Origin of the sequence: Photobacterium gaetbulicola, from assembly GCF_003025515.1 — a bacterium.
GTDB classification, from domain to species: domain Bacteria; phylum Pseudomonadota; class Gammaproteobacteria; order Enterobacterales; family Vibrionaceae; genus Photobacterium; species Photobacterium gaetbulicola.
On the sequence record NZ_PYME01000004.1, the window covers coordinates 184,572 to 209,342 of the forward strand.

Here is a 24,771-nt window from a genome sequence, read left to right on the forward strand (position 1 = left end):
GGTGAGGTTACATCCAGTCGGTGTTGCGGATCACCCCGACGGCGATACCTTCAATCGACAGATGCTGGGTGTTGAGGTCGACCACGATAGGCGCAAACTCCTCATTCTCGGCATGCAGCAGAACCTGTGCCCCCTTGCGCTCGAGACGCTTTACTGTCACATCGTCTTCAACCCGGGCCACTACAACCTGGCCGTTGCGGACATCCTGGGTTTTGTGCACCGCGAGTAAATCGCCGTCCATGATCCCGATATCCTTCATACTCATCCCGTTGACTCGCAGCAGAAAATCGGCACGGGGCTTGAACAGCGACGGATCCACCTCGTAATGAGTTTCAACGTGCTCCTGGGCCAGAATCGGCTCACCGGCAGCAACCTGGCCAATCAGTGGCAGGCCGCTTTCTTGTTCATCGTTGCTACCAAGCAGGCGGATCCCGCGCGAAGCGCCAGGAATAATTTCAATCACTTCTTTACGGGCCAATGCCTTTAGGTGCTCTTCGGCTGCATTGGCAGAGCGGAAGCCGAGTTCACGGGCTATTTCAGCACGTGTTGGCGGCATTCCAGTATCTTCAATTTTTGCTTTGATCAAATCAAAGACTTCTTGTTGGCGCGGCGTTAACGGCTTCATCACTCACCCTGTCTTTTTATACAGTTCACTGTGAGTATATCCAGTGTTATCTCGCTTGAAAAGGTTATTGTTTAGGAAAACAACAATTATGGCGTAAATTCACCAGCACGGCCTCCTCCCTCCCGGCAGGTGTTGATCTTCCCCCTGCAGAGCAGCCGAAGCCAGTATGCAAATCAATAAAAATGTCATATAACCGCAAGTCTGTGCTATTTCGCTGCTTATATACGAACTTTTTCTGCTATCCTTGCCACGCATTAAGAATTCGAGGCTAGTAAAAGATATGTCAAGTTGGCAGAAAATCTACCAAAAAATACTGGATTTGCCGCTTTCTCTGCTGGTTAAAACCCACTCTATTCCATCCGATCCGGTCGCGGATCTGGATTTGGATCTGGAACGCCCGATTGTTTACATCCTGCCGTTCCGCTCAAACACCGATTTGATGACACTGCGCAGCAGCACCCAGAGGCTGGGATTGCCTGATCCTCTGTCGCCGCTAGAGCTCAACGGACAGCAGTTTGTCCGCTATGTCTACATTTCCGACGGGCCCAGTGTCTTCGGCGATAAGACCGAGCTGCCGCAGGAATCGATTGATCTGTTCACTGCCCTGCTTGAACACCACAAGCAAGACAGTGAACTGGATATCCAAGTTGTGCCGGCGTCGATCCTCTGGGGCCGCAAACCCGGCAAGGAAGAAAACCACCGGCCAGTACTGCGTCCGCTCAATGGCCCGGAGAAGTTTTTCACCATCCTAGGCCATGGCCGCGACTGTATGGTCCGCCTGAGCCCGGCAGTATCCCTGCGCTACATGGCCGATCACCACGGTACTGACGATTCAATTGCCAACAAACTGGCAAGGGTGGCGCGTATCCACTTCTCGCGCCAGCAGCTGGCCGCATCCGGCCCGAAACTGCCGGACCGCCAGGTGCTGTTCAACCGCCTGCTTAACTCCAAGGCCATTGAAAAAGTGGTGGCAGAAGAAGCCGCAAGCCGCGATGTGCCGATCGAGAAGGTACGCAAAGAAGCCGTCGATATGATGGAAGAAATTGCCGCTGATTTCTCCTACTCACTGATCAAGCGGGGCGACCGATTCCTCGGCTGGCTGTGGAACAAGCTCTACCAGGGACTGAATATCCACAACGCCAAGCAGGTGCGTAAACTGGCCCAAGACGGCCACGAGATTGTCTATGTGCCGTGTCATCGTAGCCACATGGACTACCTGCTGCTGTCATACGTGCTGTATCAGGAGGGCTTGGTACCACCGCACATTGCAGCGGGCATCAACCTGAACTTCTTCCCGGCCGGCCCTATCTTCCGCCGTGGCGGCGCGTTCTTTATCCGCCGCAGCTTCAAGGGCAACCGCCTGTACTCCACCGTATTCCGTGAATACCTGGCCGAGCTATTTGCTAAAGGCTATTCGGTGGAATACTTCAGTGAAGGCGGCCGCTCCCGTACTGGCCGTTTGCTACCGGCCAAAACCGGTATGCTGTCGATGACCATTCAGGCGATGCTGCGCGGCCTCAACCGCCCGGTGACCCTGGTACCGGTTTACATTGGTTACGAGCACGTGATGGAAGTGGCGACCTACGCCAAAGAGCTGCGCGGCAAGCGCAAGGAGAAGGAAAATGTCGGCCAGGTGATCCGTACCCTGCGCAAACTGCGCAACCTCGGCCAGGGCTATGTCAACTTCGGCGAACCTATCCCGCTCAACCACTATCTCAACGAGCATGTTCCTGAGTGGCACAAGGATATCGATCCTATCGAGCCACAGCGTCCGCAATGGCTGAACCCGGTCGTTAACGACCTGGCGGTGAAGATGATGACCCACATCAACGACGCGGCGGCCACTAATGCCCTGACGCTGTGTGGAGTTGCCCTGCTTGCCGCTCGCCAGCGTGCGTTGAGCCGTGAAGATCTGGAGCAGCAAATCGACTGCTACCTGCAGCTATTGCGCAATGTACCTTACTCACAGCAGTTCACCGTGCCGGACGAAGATGCCAAGGCAATGGTCAAACATGCCATCGATATGGACAAGTTCGTGGTCGAGCGTGACAGTCTGGGGGAAATGGTGTCACTGAATCGCCAGCAGGCGATCCTGATGACTTACTACCGCAACAACATCATTCACCTGTTCGCGATGCCATCGCTGATCGCCAATATCGTCATCCACCACCAGGAGCTGGCCGTGGGCGAGATTGTCGAGCAGGTCCGCCGCCTGTATCCATTCCTGCAGGCCGAGCTGTTCCTGCGCTATAACAAGGACGAACTGGACTCGGTGATCGAAGCCCAGGTCGACGAGCTGGTTCGCCAGCGCCTGGTATTGCGCGACGGTGACCAAATCACCCTCAACAGCGCTCGTATCGGCCCGCTTCACCTGCTGGCCCGCACCATCTCGGAAACCTTGCAGCGTTATGCGATTGCCCTGACCCTGCTCAACTCCGAGCCGCAGCTGATGAAGAGCGATCTCGAGCAGCAGAGCCAGATGATGGCCCAGCGCCTGAGCCGTCTGCACGGTATCAATGCGCCAGAGTTCTTCGACAAGGGTGTGTTTGCCACGCTGGTGAAAACCCTGCGCAGCGAAGGCTACCTCAACGAGGAATGCCACGCGGTATCACAACCGGTCGAGCAGCTGGCCGAGCAATTGGCAGCCCTGGTATCGCCGGAAGTGAAGCTGACTATCCAAGCGGTGATGAACCGCGAAGACCGTGGCGACGAGAGCGAAACCGGCGCCTAACCGCGCAATTCACCTCACCCAAAGGGCTGCCGAACGGCGGCCCTTTTTGATCCCTGCCTAATGCCTTGCCCCACCGTACTGCTTTTCGTGCTTTTGACTAGCCATAGCCCCAAAGCTCTGTACCGCTTTGGGGGATGGCTGGCGGACACAAAAAAAGCGCCATAAACGGCGCTTTTCGATAGTGGGAACGGCGGACTATTTAGGCCAGATATGTACTGACCACAATGCCGATACAGATCAGCATGCCAACATAATTGTTGTTCAGGAACGCCTTGAAACACGGCTCGCGCTCGCGGCCGCGGATCAGCATTTGCTGGTACACAAACAGCGACGAGGCCAGCAGCAAGCACCAGTAATAGACCTGCGACATGTCTTCCATCGCGCCAACCGCAATCAACAGCACCAAGGTACCCAACTGCAACAAACCGATGATCATCTTATCTAACCGGCCAAACAAGATAGCGGTAGACTTAATACCGACCTTGACGTCATCATCGCGATCGACCATGGCATACTGGGTATCATAGGCGATAGTCCACAGGATATTGGCGACAAACAGCAGCCATGCCACCGCCGGCAGTTCGCCGGCCTGGGCCGCATACGCCATCGGGATCGACCAGCCAAACGCCATCCCCAGTACCAGCTGAGGCAAATGGGTATAGCGCTTCATAAACGGATAAGCCGCGGCCAATACCACCGCCACCACCGACAACATGATGGTCAGAGTGTTCATGGTCAGCACCAGCAAAAAAGACACCAGTACCAACAACCCAAACAAGGCCAGCGCCTCGCGCTCAGAGACCTTGCCCGACGGCATCGGCCGCTGGGCGGTACGTTTGACATGACCGTCGAAGTTGCGGTCGGCAAAATCGTTGATAACACACCCGGCCGCTCGCATAAAAATCACCCCAAGCACGAAGACCAACATCACATGGGGGTTCGGCATACCTTCTGCGGCCAGAAACAACGCCCATAGCGTTGGCCACAACAGCAGCAGGCTACCAATAGGACGATCGAAGCGCGCTAGCTGCCAAAACGCTTTCACCTTGGTCATTTCCAACTTAGGGACTCCTTATATATAGGTGCTTCCTGCAAAAACAGCTCGGCCACCAGCAGCGGTTTGTCATTAAGCCACAACCGCGAACGACGGGCCCATACGGGCCTATCCTCACTGCCGACATTAGCGACCACCAGCGCATCACGGCGCGCGCTGCGGTCGGTAAAGACGCGAAAGCCGAGCGGCATCTCCCCCAGTTGTGCCAAGTCCTGCTCCTGACCTGTCAGGGTAGTCAGTGGGATCAGGGTTCTGGCATAGACCCATGGCACCCCGTCCCCTTTGAGTACCACTTTGCGCAGTAGGCAATCCACATCACCGATCAGGGCGCGTTCATCCCCGGTCAAGCACTCGCGGCTGAGCTGGGTCTGCTCCTCCAACGACACGGTAAAAGCCTGGCAATGGCGCTCAAAACGACGCGACAAGGAATCCAGCTCTAACAACCAATGCCCAAATTCTGTCCCTTCAATGACGGTCTCTTCCGGTGCCAACCACTGGGCACTATCTAGCAAGGGCTTGTACAACTGTTTGAATTTCGACATCTTTCCAACAAAATCTCTACCCAATCGCCAGCTAGGGCTTGGTAGATCAAGGTTAATTTATTACCATGAAGAAACACTATTGTAGCAAGCTGTAACCAGTACGAATATCGTTACGATCGAAAGAAACTCATTTGCAGCCATAAAAACCAATAACTCTATGAGCATCATAATGAAATTGACTTTACCTGGATTACTTTTCCTGTTGGCAAGCTTACTGGTGCCAATATCTGCCCAGGCCAATGATGAGGCCCTAGCCACCCCACAATACACCTATTACACCTTGGCCCCAGACATTACGACCAATTATGTTACCCAAGGCAAGAAAATCGGCTACCTCCGCCTGCAGGTTGATCTGATGGTGGCCGACCCGTCACTGATCCCAGAAGTCGAGCACCATGCCCCGCTGATCCGCGACGCCATCATCAGTATTATCGGCCAGCAGTCCGAAGCCAGGGTCAAATCGCTGGCGGGCCGCGAGGAAATCCGCCAAGCTTGCCTGAATAAAGTCAACGAGTTACTGCTGATAGAAACCAACAAACGACTGCTGACCGAGCTGCTGTTTACCAAGTACCTCTACCAGTAAGTCGATAACACCCAGATACAACAAAGGCGCCCAAGGCGCCTTTGTTGTATCATCTCATCCACTTAGATCAAGCCGCACTCTCGTGGAAGGCGTGCCACGTGGCCATGTACTCGGCCACTTGCTGTTGCTGTTCCTGGTTGAGATACAGGCCCAGTTTACTGCGGCGCCACAATACGTCTTCTGCCTGCTGGGCAAATTCGTAACGCAGCAGATACTCCAATTCCTTGGCATAGAAACCGGCACCAAAGTGCTGCCCCATATCGGCTTCGCTCACGACACCGACAAAGAGATCTGTACTGCGGTTGCCGTAGTTGGTTGCCATCCGCTCGGCAGCCACAGCTTCCAACCACGGGAAGCGCTGTTGCAGATCCGCCGCCTGCTCTTGGGCATCATAGCCAGCTTCACCGCCCGGCAAGTAGGCCTCTGCCGTCCACGGCTGGGCCATCTGCGGGAAGAAGGGGGCCAGCTTGGCCATCGCGGTCTCGGCCAGTTTACGATAAGTCGTCAGCTTGCCGCCGAAAATCGACAGCAACGGCGCCTGATTGCCTTCCTGCTCCAGCTCCAGCGTATAGTCACGGGTGATAGCCTGCGGCGAGTCAGATTCATCATCACACAGTGGTCGCACACCACTGTAGGTCCATACCACATCGTCGCGCTTGAGCTTATTGACGAAGTGGTTGTTGTAAACATCCAACAGATAGCCGATTTCATTATCGTCAATCGCTACCTCGCGCGGATCCCCTTGGTACTCGACATCCGTGGTACCGATGATCGAGAAACGGTCCAGATACGGGATCACGAACACAATACGGTTATCTTCATTTTGCAGGATATACGCCTGCTCCTCACCGTGAACCCGCGGTACGACAATATGGGACCCCTTGATCAAGCGGATATTGCGTGGTGACGGCAGTGCAAGGCTGTTATCGTAGAATGCTTTTACCCATGGACCGGCGGCATTGACCAAGGCACGACAACGGCGATCAAACACCTCGCCGGTCAGGGTATTGCGCACCGTCACCCGCCACAGCCCACCTTCGCGCTCGGCGGCCTCGATCAAACAACGGTTGCGTACTTCGCCGCCACGCTGAGCCACTTCCATCGCATTGAGGATCACCAAACGCGCATCATCCACCCAGCAGTCGGAGTATTCAAATCCCTTGGTGATTTCCGGTACCAGCACCGATTCGGCACCGAATTTCAGGCCGCAGCTTGCCGGCAGTGTGGTGCGTTTGCCAAGATGATCATAGAGGAACAGTCCGGCGCGGATCATCCACGCCGGGCGCAAATGCGGCTGATGCGGCAAGCGAAAGCGCATCGGGCGGGCTATATGGGGGATTTTTTTCAGCAGCACTTCCCGCTCGGCCAGCGCTTCGCCGACCAAGCGGAACTCATAATGCTCGAGGTAACGCAGACCACCATGGATCAGTTTCGAACTGGCCGAGGAAGTTGCCGACGCGAAGTCCTGCGCTTCATACAGACCCACCTTCAGCCCTCGCCCCGCGGCATCCGCCGCGATACCGGCCCCGTTAATACCGCCACCGACGACAATCAGATCCAACACTTCATTATTTGCTGCCATTTCACCACCTCGCCTACCGACTTTCGCTTATGTTCTTTTTCGCGCATAAATGCTCGATATCGAGCACTATAGACAATAAATTGATTAAGATCATCATTTATACGCTCGAATGTTTAACGAAATATGATCACCATGGCATTTTTACGAAAAAAAAACGGGCTGCTTATTCAGCAGCCCGTTGAGGGAATTTCTATCAATTAAGCCTTCAGGTCTATGATATTAAAGCGCTATTAGATGATTTCTATATGGGTATCATACTCAGCCAAGCGCTTGGCCAGCTCTTCAGGCGGTGTCTGATCGGTAAACAACATATCAACCTGGCTAATATCGCCCAAGTTGACCATGGCATTACGGCCAAACTTGGTATGATCAACCCCCAGCATCACACACCGGCTGTTTTCAATGATCGCCTGCTTGACCCGGACTTCATGGTAGTCGAAATCGAGCAGCGAGCCATCGAGGTCAATCCCACTGATCCCCAAGATGCCAAAGTCAAGACGGAACTGGGAGATGAAATCCAGTGTCGCCTCGCCGACGATCCCCCCGTCGCGGTTGCGAACTTCGCCGCCTGCCAGAATCACCCGGAAGTCATCCTTGCCGGTCAAGATACTCGCTACATTGAGATTATTGGTCACGATGCGCAAATCGTTGTGGTTAAGCAGCGCACGGGCAACCGCTTCCGGTGTCGTACCGATATCTATAAATAGGGTTGCACCGTCGGGAATATGGGCAACCATCGCCTGGGCGATGTTATCTTTTTCGGCCAGCTGCATCACCTTTCGGGTGCTGTATGAGGTATTGACCGAGCTCGACGGAATGGTGGCCCCACCGTGGTGGCGGCGGATCTTGTTATCTTCCGCCAGCTCGTTGAGATCCCGCCGGATAGTCTGCGGGCTGACATTGAACCGCTCAACCAAGTCATCGGTGCTGACATAACCTTGGGTTTTGACGAGATCAATTATTTCCTGGTGACGTTTACTCTGCTTCACGACTGACGCGGCTCCCTTTCGCTGTGGCCTGGTACCCTAACAAGCACTCTTATGAAATCGATATCATTGAGGCAAGAATAGCTTGCAAAACAACAAGGCTCCGCCCAATGCGAAGCCTTGTCATATTACCTAGGGTCTAATCAAGATGCCAATGATGGCGCTCCCAATCATGCATTTTGTGCTTGCTGACCGGCTTCTTTCTCTCGGTGCAGACGGCTTTCGCCAATCAATGCCAATGTTAGGAAAAAGATGGATAAGCCACAGGATGCAGTCAGCACCATAAAGCCACCGTCCCAACCAAAGTGGTCAACGGTGTAACCCAAGATAGCGTTGGCCGCTACCGCACCGCCCAGATAGCCGAACAGACCAGTCAAACCAGCGGCCGTACCCGCTGCTTTCTTCGGTGCCAGTTCAAGCGCGTAAAGGCCGATCAGCATTACCGGACCGTAGATCAGGAAGCCGATCGCCACCAGCGCAGCCATATCAACTGTTGGGTTGCCGGCAGGGTTGAACCAGTAGACCAGTACCGCGATGGTCACCAGTGCCATGAACAGAATACCTGCCGGTGCCCGGCGGCCCTTGAAGAATTTATCTGACATCCAACCACACAGCAGGGTACCCGGGATCCCCGCCCACTCGTACAGGAAGTAGGCCCAAGACGACTTGTCGACGGTGAAATGCTTCACTTCGCTCAGGTAAACCGGTGCCCAGTCCAATACCCCATAGCGGATCAGGTAAACGAAGGCATTCGCCACCGCAATGAACCACAACAGCTTGTTGTTGAAGACATACTTGAAGAAGATTTCTTTCGCCGTCATCTCTTTTTCATGGGAGGCATCATAGGTATCCGGGTAATCATCCTTATGCTCTTCGATGGAAGGCAGGCCGCACGACTGCGGGGTATCACGCATTACCAACAAGGTGAAGGCAGCCACCAGCAATGCAAAGAACGCCGGCACATAGAACGCGGCTTTCCAGTCATCGTTGAAGGCCCACAAACCGAGCAGGAACATCGGGCCGATCAGACCACCACCGACGTTATGGGCAACGTTCCAGACCGATACGATTTCCCCCCTTTCCTTGCGCGACCACCAGTGCACCATGGTACGACCGCAAGCAGGCCAGCCCATACCCTGGAACCAGCCGTTGAGGAACAGCAGGATAAACATTGCGGCAATACTGCCCGTTGCCCACGGCATAAAGCCAAAACACAGCATCACGATAGCCGACATGCTCAGACCGGCCGCGAGGAAATAGCGCGGGTTAGAGCGGTCAGAGACGCTGCCCATCAGGAATTTAGACAGGCCGTAGGCGATAGAGACGGCGGCCAGGGCAACACCCAGATCTCCGCGGCTATAGCCGTATTCTTCGATAAGGTAAGGCATCGCCAGGCTGAAATTTTTTCGAACAAGGTAGTAGCCAGCATAGCCAATGAAAATACCGGCAAACAGCTGCCAGCGCAGGCGCTGATAAGCGGAATCAACCTGGCCATCGGGCAGACGCTCCCGATGCATAGCCGGTTTAAAAATACCAAACATAGAATGTTCCTTTTTATAGTGTTTTTGCGATGGTATGGGTACAAACGAGTACAAGACGAGCGAAAGTAATCAATAACGCTCAATGTATGCAAATTATTGCTCTAATGAAGGTAAGAAAATGTGAATAGTGTCAAATAGGTAGATTTAATCGCTGGCTCAGAGGTGAAAAACGGGAGATTTTAACGGAACTACGAGCGAGTTTGACATATCAACAAAAAAGGTGAACATCCGCAGCCGGATATTCACCTGTTTTAGTGGCAACACTGGGCCTAGCGACGAAGTTTTGCGTCCGCCCAGCCAAGAGCGCAGCCGCTGAGCAAGCCGAATAGATGAGCCATATTGGCCACCGACATACCCAGGATATCGGCAAAGCCCAGTACCAGCCAAACCAGCATAAAGACCACGTAAGGCTTGGGGATCGACAGGCCACGCTGCGGGGCCAACCAGCCCATCCACCAGATGTAGCCCAGTAGCGCATACACCACGCCAGACAAACCACCGAAGTTCGGGCCGTGGAACCAGAACTGGGCAAAACCCGATACCAGTGCCGATATCAGAAACACCTGAAGTAGCTTGGCGCTACCGCTGCGCCGCTCCAACTGACCGCCGAGGATCCACCACCACAAGCAATTGAAAATCACATGTAGGGTTGAGAAATGAATGAGGGCATGGGAGAAAAAGCGCCATAGCTGCCATTCATCGCCATCCATCAACGGAAAATGCATCAAGGTGAAGACCGGTTGCTGCATCCCGAGCAGCCACAGCAGGTAAATCCCCACAGACGCGGCCATCACCAACAAGGTAAAAGGTCCCGCCTGAGCACGGATCAAACCGAGCAAGCTGGGGCTGCGGTAGTAAAATTTGGCCGTGCGGCTTTCGGCAACATCCCACGATGCCGCCTGGTATTTGCGATCATAAGGATTGGCAAGAAACTGGTTGAGCTCAGCTTCTGCCTCCACCAAGTGCTGCCCGTCATCCAGCCAGAGAGCGAACAGCCCTTCCGGCTCGGGGGCCATCACCAGCGAAATGCCTCGTGAGGCCATATAATCAATAAAAGCCTGGGCCTGGCGGGGGTTGTCCAATCCAGCTAAGCGGTGCATATCAGTCTCCACAGTGAGGGGCTCTCGGCATCATCAGGTTATCAGGCCGAGCGATACCTGCCCCGCTCCATCATCGCCTGCCGCTCAGGCCATCTGGATACACGGGTATGCGCTGCGCTTCCAGGCTTCAAATCCCCCATCGAGGCTGTAGACACAGTCATAACCCTGATGGATAAGATATTGAGCTGCGCCTTGGCTGCTGATGCCGTGGTAGCACATCACTATCACAGGTTGCTCGAAATCAACCTCATCCATAAACGCCACCATTGTATCATTAGTTAAGTGGAAGGCGCCTTCCGGATGGCTCAAGGTATAAGACTGGGGATCACGGATATCAACCAGTACCGCTTCGCTACCATCCTGGGTGAGCATGGTATAAGCCTGCTCGGCAGAAATATGTTCAAACTGATCCATAAATTACGCTGACTCTTGTTGGTAATGATCAACAGGCAGGATCATCCCGCCTGATAAAAATGTGACGATCGTCCGTTTTGGCCATGACCGTCATGCACTGACGTGTTTTCCCATTGTACCCGATCAAGTTACTCACAACCCCATCGAAAAAATAGGGTTAACCGCCGCCAACCAATGAGCGGCAAAGCCCCGTACGACAAGGGCTCGCAACGTACGTGCTCACAACCGCCACCGCAAGATGATCAAAACACCACCAGCTGTGGAAAAAACTGTGAATTGCGTTGATAATGTGCTCCGGCGAAATTGGATCCACTATATGTAGTTCGGATCATGTAAAAAGCTGTGGATAATTCAAATCTCAGTTCACATTTCCGAATGCTTTTGTGAGATATCTCTCAGATTTTAGGTACAAAAAAACCAGCCTGAGGCTGGTTTTCTCTCTTTGCGATTTGTGGATAAATTACCCATGATCCTTAGGCAAAGTCGCCGACGGCTTCCTTGAGCTTTTTCATCGCATTTTTCTCCAGTTGGCGGATCCGCTCGGCGGAAACCTGGTAGTGTTCTGCCAACTCCTGCAAGGTCGCTTTGTTATCTTCAAGCCAACGCGATCGCACGATATGCTGGCTTCGCTCATCCAGACTCGACAGGGCATTCGACAAGCGGTTGTTGGCATGCGCTTCCCAGTTATTTTCCTCAACACTCAATGCAACATCAGATGATTTGTCCTCAAGGTAATACGCTGGGGCACTGTAACTGGCCTCGCGATCATCATCTTCTGCCGGCATTTCGAATGCAGGATCCTGGGCGGCAAGGCGGGATTCCATCTCGCGAACTTCATTCGCCTCCACACCTAGTTGCTCGGCGACCATCGCCACTTCATCATTGTTGAACCAGCCAAGGCGCTTCTTCGCCTTGCGCAGATTGAAGAACAATTTACGCTGTGCCTTGGTGGTCGCAACCTTAACGATACGCCAGTTACGCAGCACGTATTCGTGGATTTCAGCTTTGATCCAGTGAACTGCAAACGACACCAGGCGAACACCCACTTCCGGATTAAAGCGCTTGACTGCTTTCATCAGGCCAATGTTACCTTCCTGAACCAGATCAGCCATTGGCAAGCCGTAGCCAGAGTAGCCACGAGCAATGTGAACAACAAAGCGCAGATGGGACATGACCAATGCCTTTGCCGCATTGAGATCACCATCAAAATGAAGACGCTCAGCTAACTCGCGCTCCTGCTCAGCCGACAGCATAGGGTAGCTGTTGACGCTCTGGACATAGCTATCCAGACTATCTGCAGTAACCAGAGCCATTGAAGTCATCTCTTGTGCCATTCAACAAACCTCGTTTATTTTTTGTACCAATACGAAATTGCATGAACCGACAATGATGCCTGTAAAACAGGTCTCATTGCAAGCAAGCCGCGTAATTTACACCATTTATAGAGTCAAAAATGTCAGATAGGTTCAATTTCTTTCAAGTGGCGCCCCGCCGACAAACGCGCTGCCAGCAGTCCGAGAAACGCTGAAATCATCAATAGGATCAATGACTCGTCCCAACCTAAACCGATCATTCTAAACGGGCTGTCATACAAATCTGCCAAATGGGCCACGGCACCATCGAGCAGCATCGCGACCAGTGCGGTCAGCAACCAGGCGGCCACCCCGCCGATCACCCCATACCAAACACCGGTATAGAGATACGGGCGCAGGATAAAACTGTCCGTTGCCCCAACCAGTTTCATCACCTGGATTTCATCGCGCTGGTTGAGCACCTGCAATCGCAGGGTATTACCGACAACCAGGAACACAGCAAAAAGCATCAGCCCGGAAATAATCATAGCCAGAATAATGACAAGTTGCTTAATCGCAGCCAAACGCTGGAGCCAGTCGCTATCCAGCCTGACCTCATCTACCCCGTTTTGCTGACGCAAGCGCGAGGCCAGGTCGGTGGCCTTGGCATCCATTTGCCATGCCTCGGCCGGCTTGATAATTAACACCGCCGGCAGCGGGTTGTCATCCAGCAAGCTCAGAGCCTGTTCAAATCCGGCCTGTTGGCGGAACTCGGCCAGCCCCTGCTCGGGCGAGATCAATTCCAGGCCGGCGATTTCCGGCCATGCCGCCAACTCATCATGCAGCTGCTTGGCCTGTCCTGCCGAGATCGCAGGCTCGAGGTACACCGTCATTTGGGTCGGGCTTTGCCACACCTGAGCCACCATGGTGACATTTTTGGCGAATAAATAGAAACTGGCAGGCAACGTCAGCGCAAACGCCAATACCGCCAAGGTCAGTATATTACCGAGCGGGCGACGCATCATGTCGGTAAGTGACTGCTTACATTGCTGTTTGTGCAGGGCAAAAAAACCCGTTTTATTTTGCGCCACTGGCTAACTCCCTTAACTGTCCCTGATACAGATCCAACCGGCGGTAGTGATGGGTGGTCAGCAGCGACGTATCATGGGTCGCCATCAGCACCGTGACCCCGACCCGGTTGAACTCTTCGAACAGCGCCATGATCTGGCGCGACAGGGCTGCATCGAGATTACCGGTCGGCTCGTCGGCCAACAGCAGCATCGGCTTATTGACGATGGCCCGGGCAATACCCACCCGCTGCTGCTCTCCCCCCGATAACTGCATCGGCAAACAACGGGCCTTGTCCAGCAACCCGACCTTGTCTAGAGCCGCCGAGACCCGGCGTTTGATCTCGTTCTCGGTCGCCTGCTCAACCCGCAGCGGCAGGGCCACATTGTCGTAGATGGTTCTATCCATCAACAACTTGTGATCCTGAAAAATAATCCCGATATTGCGGCGCAGAAACGGGATCTGCTTGTTATCAATGCGGGTAATATCATGTCCATTGAACATGATCTTGCCGTCACTCGGCCGCTCGATGGCACAGATCAGCTTCAGCAGGGTACTCTTACCCGCACCCGAGTGCCCGGTCAGGAACGCCATATCTGCGGGCTGCAGATGGAAATCGACCTTTTGCAGGGCCTGGCGCCCACCCCGATAAGCCTTACTTACCTGCTGAAACCGAATCACACCTTATTCCTCGTCACTAAACAGCGCTTCGATAAACTCATCCGCCGCAAACGGGCGCAAATCTTCGATCCCCTCACCGATACCGATGTAGCGGATTGGGATATTGAACTGATCGGCGATGGCAAATATCACCCCGCCCTTGGCGGTCCCGTCCAGCTTGGTCAGGGTAATGCCGGTTACCGGTGCCACCTCACTAAACAACTTGGCCTGACTGATGGCATTCTGGCCGGTGCCAGCATCAACAGTCAGCATGATTTCATGCGGTGCATGCGGATCCACCTTCTTCATCACGCGGACGATCTTGCGCAGCTCTTCCATCAGGTTGCCTTTGTTCTGCAGGCGACCTGCAGTATCGGCGATCACCACATCGACGTTCTTCGCCTTGGCCGACTCGATCGCATCGAAGATCACCGAGGCACTGTCCGCGCCAGTGTGCTGCGCCACAACCGGGACATTGTTACGCTCACCCCATACCTGCAGCTGCTCGACCGCCGCCGCGCGGAAAGTATCACCGGCCGCCAGCATCACCGACTTGCCCTGGCTCTGGAATTGCTTGGCCAGCTTGCCGATGGTCGTTGTCTTACCGACCCCGTTCACGCCCACCATCAAGATCACGTAAGGCTTCTTGGCTTGGTCAATCACCAGAGGCTGCTCAACCTTGGCCAGCATGCCGGACAGCTCTTCTTTCAGCAAGCCGTACAGAGCATCGCCATCTTTGAGCGACTTGCGATCCGCTTTATCGGTCAGGTTCTCAATGATTTTGAGAGTAGTGTCCATACCAACATCGGCCACCAGCAGCTGCTCTTCCAACTCCTCGAACAGCTCGTCGTCGATTTTCTTGCCGCGGAATAGGCTGGCAAAACCCGAGCCGAAATTGGTCTTGGTCTTCTTCAGGCCACGCATCAGGCGGGCGAAGAAGCCTTCGCTCTTCGGTTTTTCCTGTAGGGCCTCGGCTTCTTGTAGCTGGGCCTTGGCTTCTTCTTCGGCCACGACCTGAGCCTCGGCTTCGGCTTCCGCCGCCGCTTTTGCGGCTGCCTCGGCTTCGGCTTCCGCCGCCGCTTTCGCTACTGCCTCGGCTTCGGCTTCCGCCGCCGCTTTTGCGGCTGCCTCGGCTTCGGCTTCCGCCGCCGCTTTCGCTGCTGCCTCGGCTTCGGCTTCCGCCGCCGCTTTCGCTGCTGCCTCGGCTTCGGCTTCCGCCGCCGCTTTTGCGGCTGCTTCGGCTTCCGCCGCCGCTTTTGCGGCTGCTTCGGCTTTCGCTGCCGCCTCGGCGTCTAGCGATTCATTCGGTTGTTCTTTTACCGCTTCAGCCTCAGCTGAAACCGTTGATTGTTCTTGATTTTGTTCGGTTTGCTCGGTCTGCTCCTCAGAGCCAAAACCCAACCACGAAAATAATCCGCGTTTCTTTTTTTCTGCCATTGGCAAATCCTAGAGCTTGATTGGTACAATTTGCGGCCTAAACACAGGTGTATACCCCCAGCGGCATGATTTCGGCATACATGTTTTCGCCTTCAGCCAAGGGGTTTAGGTATACTATCATTTTCTAAACGGTCGAAGAAATCTATGACAAGACGCAGACAACAATCAGGGCGAAATATGCCAAACAGCCGACGTGACGGGTTCGTAAGGATCATCAGCGGGCGCTGGCGCGGGCGCAAACTGCCCGTTCACGACGTCGAAGGCCTCCGTCCGACCACAGATCGTGTCAAAGAGACCGTTTTCAACTGGTTGGCGCAGGATATTATCGAATCGCGCTGCCTTGACCTGTTCACCGGCAGCGGTAGCCTGAGTTTCGAAGCCCTGTCGCGCGGCGCCAGCCATGTCACCATGCTGGAGCTCGACAAAAAAGCCGCTGATCAGCTAGAAAAAAACCGCACTACCGTCGGCGCCGACAATGCCAAGGTCCTCAATACCGACAGCCTAGCATTTTTGAAACAAGCCGGTACCCCGCATGACGTGGTATTCATCGACCCGCCGTTTCGCAAAGATCTGATTGATGAGGTGATCACCCTGCTGGAGCAGAACAATTGGCTCTCTGCGCATGCGGTCATTTATATCGAAGCAGAAAAAGAACTCGGGGAGCTGGCGACACCGGCACACTGGCATCTCCACAGGGAAAAAACAGCGGGACAGGTTTGTTACCGCTTATTCGAAAGAGAGGAAGCATGAAAGCACTGATTTTACTTGCCAAAGCGGCGATTGGCTTTGTTTGGCTGGTGTTACTGATCAACATATTCCACCCGTTTCCGGGGGTCGCGGCCATGGCACTCTATATCATGACCGGGTTCCTGTTCATGATGCATGGCCTGCAAATGCTGATTTTCATCGGCGCCTTCGGGGACAAAATCGCCATGACCCGCTGGGAAAAGTGGTCAATTCTGATCTTCGGCATCTTTGCCCTGCTTGATATCCGCCGCAAGCACATGATGTAAAAAACGAGGCCATTGGCCTCGTTTTTTTGCAAGTCACACTTCTGCTAGCCCATCATAAAGAACTTACGGATCCCGTCGAGGAACATCTGGGTCGATATCATGATCAGCAGCAGTCCCATCAAGCGCTCGACAGCCTTGAGCCCCTTCTCACCGAGCAGGCGATTGAACACCTCGTAGAACATCAAAATCACAAACGACGCGCCCCAGGCCAGCAATACGGCAATCACCCAGTCCGTGGTCCGCCCCGGCTCTTGGTTTGAGAGCAGCAGCAACGACGCCAATACCGACGGTCCGGCAATCATCGGGATTGCCATCGGTACGATAAACGGCTCTTCCCCCGCTGCCAGCCCCGTTACGCCTCCTGGCTGTGGGAAAATCATCCTGATCGCTATCAGGAACAGGATAATACCGCCGGAAATACTGACAGTCTCGGTAGAGACATGCAGGAAGTTCAGCATTTTCTGACCGCCAAACAGAAACAGCAGCAAGATCACCAGGGCAATCAGCAGTTCGCGGATCATGATAAAGCGACGGCGCTTAGGCTCAATATGCCGCAGAATAGACAACATAACCGGCAAGTTGCCGAGCGGATCCATGATCAGAAATAGCATGACCGCCGCAGAAATAATTTCCACAGAGCAGACCTCAGATAGAGAATAAGTAAAAAGAAATATTAAGAAATAAGAGCGATCGGCCAGACAGCCAACCGGAGGCGGAAGAGTATAACAAACCATCAGCAGGGTGGCGATATTTTTACCACCCGCCAATCCAAGCGGCTAGCAGGCGCTAGCCACCCCGAACCAACCTTAGTGGTTGCACATACGGTCGCGGTTGGCCGCAACGTAATCGCCATCCTGAACCACCTTACGACGGTCAAGCAGGAACGCCATCAGGGCGTCAAAAGTCAGATCTTGCTGACTGCACGTGTAGAAACGCACATCTTCACCATATTCAGCCACAATCGCCTGCTTCAGGCTAGCAACAGTGTATGGGGTGTCAGCAGCCAATAACATATTCAGCAGGTTATGGGCATGAACTTGATTATCACTCATTTCAGTCTTCTCTTCACGGCACAATAACGGCATTGTAGCGCTCCCCCAGTGAGGATATTTTGACCAAAGACAAATAAGTGCATTTCACATGCATGTTTTAAGGTTGGGCCAGCCTGTCCTGGCCACAGTGCCAGCACAATTCAAACTGGCTACCGTTATGCTCGCCGCAACCAGAGCACACCCAACCAGCTTGCTCGGCGCACTCATACTTTTCCAGTAGCCGCTGGGCACCTGCTTGCTGCGAGACTTTCACCCACAATCCCACTTCCACCACATTGGCAGGCAACTCCCCCGCAGCAGCGCCTAACCCTTCCCCGCTAAGGTGCACGGCTATATGCTGAGCTTCCAGCATCCCCTTGAGGCTATGCGCCTCCAGGGCATTAGCCGCATCATATATTTTGCACCAGTTTTCCGACATGACCTTCCCCATTGATATGGCTTATCTCCAGTATGATCTAAAGACAGGTTGTACGGCGGAAAAGTTTCAGTAATCAGTGACTAAATAGCCAGTAACGAGGCAACGATTAACGACTGGGCAAGGAAATAGCTGGTCATCACCATGATGGTTGCCGCTCTGAACGGCCCTCGGAAACGATCAATCGCAAGGCAGAGATCGGAAAACATAAATACCGCCGCTCCGGCAAATGCCAGCAGTGCCGAGGTCGATGCCGTCGTCAACCAAAACTCACCGGCGGCCCAGGCCATCTGGGTAATCACCGTAATGTATATTGCAACCGGGACCACCATCTTGCCCAACGAAGGCAGCAAAAGCAGAAACACTATCACCCCAGCAGCTGCCAGCATTGCCGGCAGCCACCAAACTATCTGGCTGCCAAGCTGGGACCAGAAAGCGGCGCAATAAGCAATATGCGCCAGAGCGAAAGCGACCACCCCGGGTATAAAGCGGTCTTTCGGCCACATTAAGAAGACATCACCGACAACGGACAAGAACAGCCCGAGCAAAATAGCCAGATGGTAGAAACTACTGTCTCCGGACTGCCAAGCAATGCTGATCAGGAGCAGCATGGTAAAAGGCTTGAAAATATAGAATTGCCAACGAGGGCCGTGATAAGCCGCCGTTATATGTAGAAGAGCTGAAAGAGCAATGGCTAACCAAACCCACATAGTTTCACCGTTATTATTATGACATTGTCACTGACGGCAATAATGGCTAAGTCAGTGGCAAGGTCAGTTTAGGAGCTGATCGGCGATTGTCTAGCAAGGAAAGCCAATAACTAGCGGCGAATCATATTAATCGGCATCTCTCTGAATGTTCTGTGAGCGGTAGATCATCCACTGCAGGAATCCACAAATAGCAAACGATTGGCATCGCTCAACCTTGCCTCTGACAGGCCATATTAGGCAACATTGCCGGCAAAGGGCTTTATCACCGCTTACAATACACCAAAAGGTAAAACCAAAAACCCTTGTAAAACAGGAAAATAAAAACAAAAACATTCATTTACCAGCACTAGATCGCCAGCAGGCCACCAATATGATCATGAAGACAAAAGAATAGTGATTTAACATAAAAAAACTCAAATATGCATTTTATCAGGTCATGAGAGCTGCCTATAAGCTTGCAGCTTGTCATAAAACAACTCAATAGCACCATTTTTGATCCACCAACCATTACGGCCAGCATTTTACACCAAAAACATCTCAACCCGCAGACAGAACATAAAACAACCAGCAGAGAAGGAGTTTAAGTCATTTTAAAACAACAACTTGAATCAAAACGGCATACTATACACCAATAAGGTCAATTTAACTCCAACAAAAAAAACACAATTCACTTAACCAAAAACAGCACTTTTACGGCTTAATAAATTATTTTTATGGCAATAATATGACGATTTGTCTTGAGTAAAGCATAAAATCAGTGCTATTCTTAATTACAACATCAATCCAGCAGCAAAAAGGAGCCTTATCATGTTCACCCCTTCTCAAAAACAAGGCCTTATGATGATCGCAGTGGTTGTCGGACTCATGACGCTGCCAGTGATTTATTAAGCAAAAAAAAATTCAAAAAAAAGGTGCCTAATCGGCACCTTTTTTGTTTTCTCCGTTTCTACCCGCTTTGTAAGGCGGGGGCGCTTCTGCCATTGTCCTTTTTACGGCGTCAAGTCAATATGATGCCAGTGAAGGGAATAAAACCAGATTGCCAACGCCGTAACCCCTAGGACCAATAGCACTGCTGCCGTCCAGACAAATCGACCGCTGCGCGGGGTCAGCTCTTTCTCGCAGGCATTACAGGCAGCGATAAACCCTTTCTTGTCGTCGAGCTTATAACCTTCTTCGTGCACGGTCTTGTTACGGATAGAAGCAATAAACCGTAACTTGGGAATAATTTCGTGTGGCAGGCGCTCCTCACAGCTAGTGATCAGCTGGTGCAAGCCTTTGCCCTCAGCATGGTAATGTTCACGCAGCAGGCTTTCGATACGCCTCGAACGTGTTACCACTAACTCTATGTTTGCCATCGACTCTCTTCCTTGCTCACTCGTTCTACTAACTTACCTCGACTTTACACTAAAGCAAAGTACCGCGTTGAGCCATATCATGGATACCCCCAAGGAATACGCAAAGGCCAGGCCGAATATCTTTACCAACCACGCTTGCCGCGATCACGCTTTTTGCCGCTGGTCGTATTCAGCCTTCCCGAGTTGCACAATAATGAATGCCTGCTAGCCCCTCAAGGAGATGTCATGCCCGTCACTATTCCTGTTACCATATTTGTCTTGCTCGCGATCGCCCTCTTCTACTTTGTCCGAGTCCACTGCCAGCACACGATGGGAGAAAATGCCCCAGAGCGCCAGATCGAAGTCCAAATCCTCGACAAACAAAGTGTCCCGATCATGGGTACCCGCCCAGGTGAAGACGACGAAGAGTACTGGATTTATGTGCAACCGACCCAAGGCGGGCCAAAACGCGAATTCATGGTCGGCATCCATTACTACCATGCCCTCAATCCAGGTGATAAGGGGCTAATGACCTACCAGGGCGTGGCCTTTCGCCATTTTGCGCTCAAGCGAGACTAAAACGTCTAGCTAAGGAACCAGCCAGGCCGTTCTCGGACTCCTTGCCAGCAGCCAGCTGGCGGTAAGGGCCAAGGCCGTGATGATCACCGTCCAGAACGGGATCATCAAGATTGGCGACAGGAAGTACCAGTCATAGGCCCTGACCGGCCACAGAAAGATTGGGTGCAGCAGATAGATCCCCAGACTATAGCGACTCATAAAGGCCAGTTTAGCCAACCCGCCCTCGCTGATCCTGTCTACGGCATACCGCCCGAGGGCAAACACCATGGCCGCAATCAGGGCGGTATTGAGCGTCTTGTAGGACATCCACCGGCCAACTTGGTATTCCCCGGCGGCAAAGCTGTTGCTCAGCACCATTACATCAGTCAGCAGCAAGGCTGCCGTCCCCAGTGGCAACAACCATTTCAAGCTTGGCCAGCGCAACTGGAAAACACAGTAGCCAAATAGTAAATACCCACTATACAAAACCAACTCATGGCTCCACGGACCGTCGATTTTGAACAAGAACAAGGTTGTCAGCAACAGCCACACTGAGGCCAGCGCCAGGATTGCCTGCCTATCGTAATGCTGGACAAAGTAACGCAGCAAAGGCACGACGAAATACAGCGGGATAAAATAATAAAAAAAGCCCAGGTGATAATAAGTTTCATGCAACGGCAATGCTTTGAGGGTTTCGAGGGCCACATCACCATCGAAACCGGCTGGCGTTAGCCCGGACAGCCAAGCATAGAAAACCGACCAGATCAGAAAAGGCACCAGCACCTTGCCGAGGCGGCGCCGGACATAGTAGCCCAATTCAAACGGGCGGCTATCGGTTAGCATCAGGGCACCGGTGATCATGATAAATACAGGCACCGCCCAGCGGCTGAAGCTGTTGAAGGTGGTGGCCGTTATCCAGCCGCTGTCCGGCATCACCCCGAACTGATCGCGGTAGGGGCCGAGCACGTGGATCACCACCACGGCCACCGCGGCTACGCAGCGCAGCACATCAAAAAAGCGAACCTTCTCCCTCAAACCAGCCCCCTAACCGTTGATACAAATAAGAGTATCCCGGTAGGGATACCCTTTTGAATATAGCAGGCTGCATTTATTAAGTAACTGAAACAGCGTAGATTTACCGATAAAATCACCGACTGCTGACATTCAGTCCTGATAGCAGTCAGCCGCTTTATGGCTGCTGGCGCGTTGCCGCCAGCACAATTTCACGAATGCACAGGTGCTGCGGTTGCTGGTAGGCATAGCTGATGGCATTGGCAATATCCTGCGGTGCAATCACCCCGCCCATCCCGTCTTTCCATTCCTCGTAACCCGCTTTGATATCATCGCTTGTGGTATGGCTTAACAGCTCGGTTTCTACTGCACCTGGTGCAATCGTAATAAAACGCACATTGTCGTCGGCCACTTCCTCACGGATATTTTCCGTGATCGCATGTACCGCAAACTTGGTACCACAGTAGGCCGCGTGGTTAGGGAAAGTCTTGCGACCGGCAATCGAACTGATATTAATCACGGTCCCGCCCTTACGGGCTTTCATCTTGGCCAGTACCGCATGGATGCCATTCAGCAACCCCATCACATTGACGTCAAACATAGTTTTCCATTCGGTTGGATCTTGCTCATGGGCCAGGCCAAGCAACATCACCCCGGCATTGTTCACGAGGCAATCAACCGGGCCATACTGGGCTTCCGCTTCTTCGATCGCAGCGGTAAACGCCGGGCCATCCGTCACATCAACTTGCCGGCACAGGGTGTTTGGCAGATCCAAAGCCATCAGACGGTCGATACGGCGAGCCAGCAGCAACAGCGGGTGACCCTGATCAGACAGCGTTCTAGCCGTCGCCTCACCAATTCCCGAACTTGCACCTGTGATCACAACAAGAGGCTTAAACATAGTTTCACCTTATATAGAGAAAGAGAACATCACCCCGGGCCCTTTGCCCGCAGGTCGTTACCAGTGGCCACCAGCAGATGGACGCTACTATATCGGCCGTATCCCTCGGTGAAAAATATCGATTTCCTCTGCTTATCATAAATTTTAGCTATGGATACATGATCCCCGCCTAACAATTGATAAAAATTAGTTAACAGAATGCTATCACGCCGCAATTGATCGGCGATAAATTACCCTTTTTGTGATTTAAAGCACGTCATTCCCGGGCTAGGCTTTCTAATTAATTGATATCCGGTTATTGAACAAAGGTTAACAAACCGAAAATGAACAACTGATTTCATAAAAATCAACAATATTAAGATAAGCACCCATCACAAAACCAGTACATCACAACGAAAAAATAACAACGAACAGACAAAAGATAAGCAAATGACACATTTTGACACAATTATATCTTGTTTGTGACGTTAACAATGACGTAACCTTCCCCGCGACAAGAGATGTACCCATTGATGGGATTAAAACGATAAATGGAGGTCGTGATGCATTCATCTGCTTCACCGCAAATACAACAACAACCCAAGAAAACCTTATTCACCCGTTTTCTAGATACCGTCGAGTGGCTGGGCAACCTGCTACCACACCCAATTACCCTTTTTGCCCTTTTCTGTGTGGCGATTCTGGTTGCTTCCGGTATAGCTGGCTACTTCGGCGTGTCTGTCGTCGATCCGCGCCCTGAAGGGGCAGCCGGCCGTGCTGCCGACGGTATGATCCATGTGGTCAGTCTGTTCAATGCAGAAGGTCTGCAAAAAATCGTTGCCAACCTGGTAACTAACTTCACTGGCTTTGCTCCGCTAGGCACCGTACTGGTCGCCATGCTGGGTGTCGCAATTGCCGAGCACTCAGGCATGCTGTCTTCTGCCATGCGTGGCCTGGTAATGGGTGCCTCTCAGCGCATGGTGACACTGGTTGTCGTCTTTGCCGGTATCATTTCCAACACCGCATCAGAGCTAGGCTACGTGGTACTGGTACCACTTGCAGCGATGCTATTCCACTCACTGGGCCGTCACCCGCTGGCCGGGCTGGCAGCGGCATTCGCCGGTGTATCCGGTGGCTACAGTGCCAACCTACTGCTAGGTACGGTTGACCCGCTGTTGTCGGGAATTACCCAGACCGCAGCACAGATGATCGACCCGAACTACTCGGTTGGCCCTGAGGTCAACTGGTACTTCATGTTCGCATCGACGTTTGCCATCACCATCATGGGTGCCTTTGTGACCGAGAAGGTGGTTGAGCCGAAACTGGGTAAATATAACCCAGAGGAAGCTAGCGAGGACTTAGGCAATGACAAGCTTGGCAAGATCACCGAACTCGAGAAGAAAGGCCTAAAAATGGCCGGTCTGGCGGCACTGGTCGTCGCAAGTCTGCTGGCACTAACTATCGTGCCGGAAAGCGGCATCCTGCGTCACCCCGATACGGGTTTGGTTGCGGGTTCACCGTTCCTGAAGGGTATCGTTGCCTTCATCTTCGTCTTCTTCGCAATCCCTGGCTTTGTCTACGGTAAAGTCGTGGGCACGATGAAAAACGACCGCGATGTTATCGATGCGATGTCGAAGTCGATGTCGTCGATGGGCATGTACATCGTGCTGGTGTTCTTTGCTGCCCAGTTCGTCGCTTTCTTCAAGTGGACCAACTTCGGCCAAGTATTCGCGGTTGCAGGTGCTGACTTCCTGCAGTCTATCGGTCTAACCGGCCCGATGCTGTTCTTCGCCTTCATCCTGATGTGTGGCTTCATCAACCTGATGATCGGTTCTGCGTCGGCGCAGTGGGCAGTAACGGCACCTATCTTCGTACCAATGCTGATGCTGGTAGGCTACGCACCGGAAACGATCCAGGCGGCTTACCGTATCGGTGACTCAGTAACCAACATCATCACCCCGATGATGAGCTACTTCGGTATGATCCTAGCGGTGGCAACGCGCTACAAGAAGAACTTGGGTCTGGGTACGCTGATCTCAACCATGCTGCCATACTCAATCATCTTCGTTGTAGGCTGGAGCATCATGTTCTACCTATGGGTCTTCGTATTCGGTATCCCTGTCGGCCCTGGCGCCGCAACCTACTACAGCGTAGGCTAATTCTCCCCTCTGTCACCAAAGCCG

The 24,771-nt window shown here is 53.0% G+C and carries 25 protein-coding genes; 6 read left to right on the forward strand and 19 right to left on the reverse strand.

Annotation, left to right across the window (positions count from 1 at the left end; all coding sequences use genetic code 11):
- Positions 1-7 precede the first annotated feature (7 nt).
- Positions 8-625, reverse strand: a complete 618-nt coding sequence (lexA, locus tag C9J03_RS05050; protein ID WP_039457137.1) for a transcriptional repressor LexA — start codon at positions 623-625, stop codon at positions 8-10.
- A 280-nt stretch (positions 626-905) separates the two neighbouring features.
- Here lexA and plsB point away from each other — a divergent pair, with 280 nt between their 5' ends.
- Entirely contained in the window at positions 906-3,356 is a 2,451-nt protein-coding gene (plsB, locus tag C9J03_RS05055) for a glycerol-3-phosphate 1-O-acyltransferase PlsB (protein ID WP_044622290.1), read from the forward strand.
- 199 nt (positions 3,357-3,555) lie between these two features.
- On the opposite strand, the gene ubiA is transcribed toward plsB, so the two are convergent.
- Together ubiA and C9J03_RS05065 are read right to left on the reverse strand one after the other, a co-directional pair.
- On the reverse strand, positions 3,556-4,410 hold the full coding sequence (gene ubiA, locus C9J03_RS05060; protein ID WP_082060560.1) for a 4-hydroxybenzoate octaprenyltransferase: 855 nt from the start codon (positions 4,408-4,410) through the stop codon (positions 3,556-3,558).
- Complete coding sequence (locus C9J03_RS05065) at positions 4,407-4,952, reverse strand: chorismate lyase (RefSeq protein ID WP_044622288.1); 546 nt, start codon at positions 4,950-4,952, stop codon at positions 4,407-4,409. Before C9J03_RS05065 ends, ubiA begins: the two co-directional genes overlap by 4 nt.
- A 169-nt stretch (positions 4,953-5,121) precedes the next feature.
- Between C9J03_RS05065 and C9J03_RS05070 the strand changes: the two genes are divergently transcribed.
- The gene (locus C9J03_RS05070) at positions 5,122-5,535 is read left to right on the forward strand and encodes a flagellar basal body-associated protein FliL (RefSeq protein WP_039457946.1); all 414 of its coding nucleotides are present in this window, start codon (positions 5,122-5,124) and stop codon (positions 5,533-5,535) included.
- Between the two features lie 67 nt (positions 5,536-5,602).
- On the opposite strand, the gene glpD is transcribed toward C9J03_RS05070, so the two are convergent.
- From glpD to ftsY, 9 genes are all read right to left on the reverse strand, one after another.
- Positions 5,603-7,117 (reverse strand): glycerol-3-phosphate dehydrogenase, encoded by a 1,515-nt coding sequence (glpD, locus tag C9J03_RS05075; RefSeq protein ID WP_044622287.1) that lies wholly within the window; start codon positions 7,115-7,117, stop codon positions 5,603-5,605.
- 230 nt (positions 7,118-7,347) lie between these two features.
- Positions 7,348-8,106 (reverse strand): DeoR/GlpR family transcriptional regulator, encoded by a 759-nt coding sequence (locus C9J03_RS05080; RefSeq protein WP_044622286.1) that lies wholly within the window; start codon positions 8,104-8,106, stop codon positions 7,348-7,350.
- Positions 8,107-8,273: 167 nt separating this feature from the next.
- Complete coding sequence (gene glpT, locus C9J03_RS05085; RefSeq protein WP_044622285.1) at positions 8,274-9,644, reverse strand: glycerol-3-phosphate transporter; 1,371 nt, start codon at positions 9,642-9,644, stop codon at positions 8,274-8,276.
- Between the two features lie 269 nt (positions 9,645-9,913).
- Entirely contained in the window at positions 9,914-10,744 is an 831-nt protein-coding gene (glpG, locus tag C9J03_RS05090; protein ID WP_044622284.1) for a rhomboid family intramembrane serine protease GlpG, read from the reverse strand.
- A gap of 84 nt (positions 10,745-10,828) precedes the next feature.
- Positions 10,829-11,158 (reverse strand): thiosulfate sulfurtransferase GlpE, encoded by a 330-nt coding sequence (gene glpE / locus C9J03_RS05095; protein WP_044622283.1) that lies wholly within the window; start codon positions 11,156-11,158, stop codon positions 10,829-10,831.
- Between the two features lie 473 nt (positions 11,159-11,631).
- Positions 11,632-12,492 (reverse strand): RNA polymerase sigma factor RpoH, encoded by an 861-nt coding sequence (gene rpoH, locus C9J03_RS05100; RefSeq protein WP_039457965.1) that lies wholly within the window; start codon positions 12,490-12,492, stop codon positions 11,632-11,634.
- Positions 12,493-12,614: 122 nt separating this feature from the next.
- A complete protein-coding gene (gene ftsX / locus C9J03_RS05105; RefSeq protein ID WP_044622282.1) occupies positions 12,615-13,541 on the reverse strand; it encodes a permease-like cell division protein FtsX in 927 nt (308 codons plus the stop codon).
- Positions 13,528-14,199, reverse strand: a complete 672-nt coding sequence (gene ftsE, locus C9J03_RS05110) for a cell division ATP-binding protein FtsE (RefSeq protein ID WP_044622281.1) — start codon at positions 14,197-14,199, stop codon at positions 13,528-13,530. Before ftsE ends, ftsX begins: the two co-directional genes overlap by 14 nt.
- Positions 14,200-14,202: 3 nt before the next feature.
- A complete protein-coding gene (gene ftsY, locus C9J03_RS05115; RefSeq protein ID WP_044622280.1) occupies positions 14,203-15,615 on the reverse strand; it encodes a signal recognition particle-docking protein FtsY in 1,413 nt (470 codons plus the stop codon).
- A 144-nt stretch (positions 15,616-15,759) separates the two neighbouring features.
- Between ftsY and rsmD the strand changes: the two genes are divergently transcribed.
- The gene (gene rsmD / locus C9J03_RS05120) at positions 15,760-16,365 is read left to right on the forward strand and encodes a 16S rRNA (guanine(966)-N(2))-methyltransferase RsmD (protein WP_044622279.1); all 606 of its coding nucleotides are present in this window, start codon (positions 15,760-15,762) and stop codon (positions 16,363-16,365) included.
- Complete coding sequence (locus C9J03_RS05125) at positions 16,362-16,628, forward strand: DUF1145 domain-containing protein (protein ID WP_044622278.1); 267 nt, start codon at positions 16,362-16,364, stop codon at positions 16,626-16,628. The genes rsmD and C9J03_RS05125 overlap by 4 nt, the downstream gene beginning before the upstream one ends.
- A gap of 44 nt (positions 16,629-16,672) precedes the next feature.
- Here C9J03_RS05125 and C9J03_RS05130 read toward each other — a convergent pair whose 3' ends face one another.
- From C9J03_RS05130 to C9J03_RS05155, 5 genes are all read right to left on the reverse strand, one after another.
- Positions 16,673-17,263, reverse strand: a complete 591-nt coding sequence (locus C9J03_RS05130; RefSeq protein WP_039468363.1) for a YhgN family NAAT transporter — start codon at positions 17,261-17,263, stop codon at positions 16,673-16,675.
- A gap of 171 nt (positions 17,264-17,434) precedes the next feature.
- Positions 17,435-17,713 carry a YecH family metal-binding protein gene (locus C9J03_RS05135; RefSeq protein WP_231580698.1) on the reverse strand — a complete coding sequence of 93 codons (279 nt, stop codon included), beginning with the start codon at positions 17,711-17,713 and terminating at the stop codon, positions 17,435-17,437.
- Between the two features lie 64 nt (positions 17,714-17,777).
- Positions 17,778-18,098, reverse strand: coding sequence for a putative signal transducing protein (locus C9J03_RS05140; protein ID WP_044622277.1), 321 nt, complete (start codon positions 18,096-18,098; stop codon positions 17,778-17,780).
- Between the two features lie 80 nt (positions 18,099-18,178).
- Positions 18,179-18,805: a lysoplasmalogenase gene (locus C9J03_RS05145; RefSeq protein ID WP_044622276.1), complete on the reverse strand. Its 627-nt coding sequence runs from the start codon at positions 18,803-18,805 to the stop codon at positions 18,179-18,181.
- A gap of 989 nt (positions 18,806-19,794) precedes the next feature.
- Positions 19,795-20,160 (reverse strand): hypothetical protein, encoded by a 366-nt coding sequence (locus C9J03_RS05155; protein WP_039468369.1) that lies wholly within the window; start codon positions 20,158-20,160, stop codon positions 19,795-19,797.
- Positions 20,161-20,385: 225 nt separating this feature from the next.
- Between C9J03_RS05155 and C9J03_RS05160 the strand changes: the two genes are divergently transcribed.
- The gene (locus C9J03_RS05160) at positions 20,386-20,718 is read left to right on the forward strand and encodes a DUF2500 domain-containing protein (RefSeq protein WP_044622275.1); all 333 of its coding nucleotides are present in this window, start codon (positions 20,386-20,388) and stop codon (positions 20,716-20,718) included.
- Between the two features lie 9 nt (positions 20,719-20,727).
- On the opposite strand, the gene C9J03_RS05165 is transcribed toward C9J03_RS05160, so the two are convergent.
- Both C9J03_RS05165 and C9J03_RS05170 read right to left on the reverse strand, forming a co-directional pair.
- Positions 20,728-21,732: an acyltransferase gene (locus tag C9J03_RS05165; protein WP_044622274.1), complete on the reverse strand. Its 1,005-nt coding sequence runs from the start codon at positions 21,730-21,732 to the stop codon at positions 20,728-20,730.
- Between the two features lie 154 nt (positions 21,733-21,886).
- The gene (locus tag C9J03_RS05170) at positions 21,887-22,609 is read right to left on the reverse strand and encodes an SDR family oxidoreductase (protein WP_044622273.1); all 723 of its coding nucleotides are present in this window, start codon (positions 22,607-22,609) and stop codon (positions 21,887-21,889) included.
- Positions 22,610-23,151: 542 nt separating this feature from the next.
- Here C9J03_RS05170 and C9J03_RS05175 point away from each other — a divergent pair.
- Positions 23,152-24,747, forward strand: a complete 1,596-nt coding sequence (locus C9J03_RS05175) for an AbgT family transporter (protein WP_044622272.1) — start codon at positions 23,152-23,154, stop codon at positions 24,745-24,747.
- Positions 24,748-24,771 lie beyond the last annotated feature (24 nt).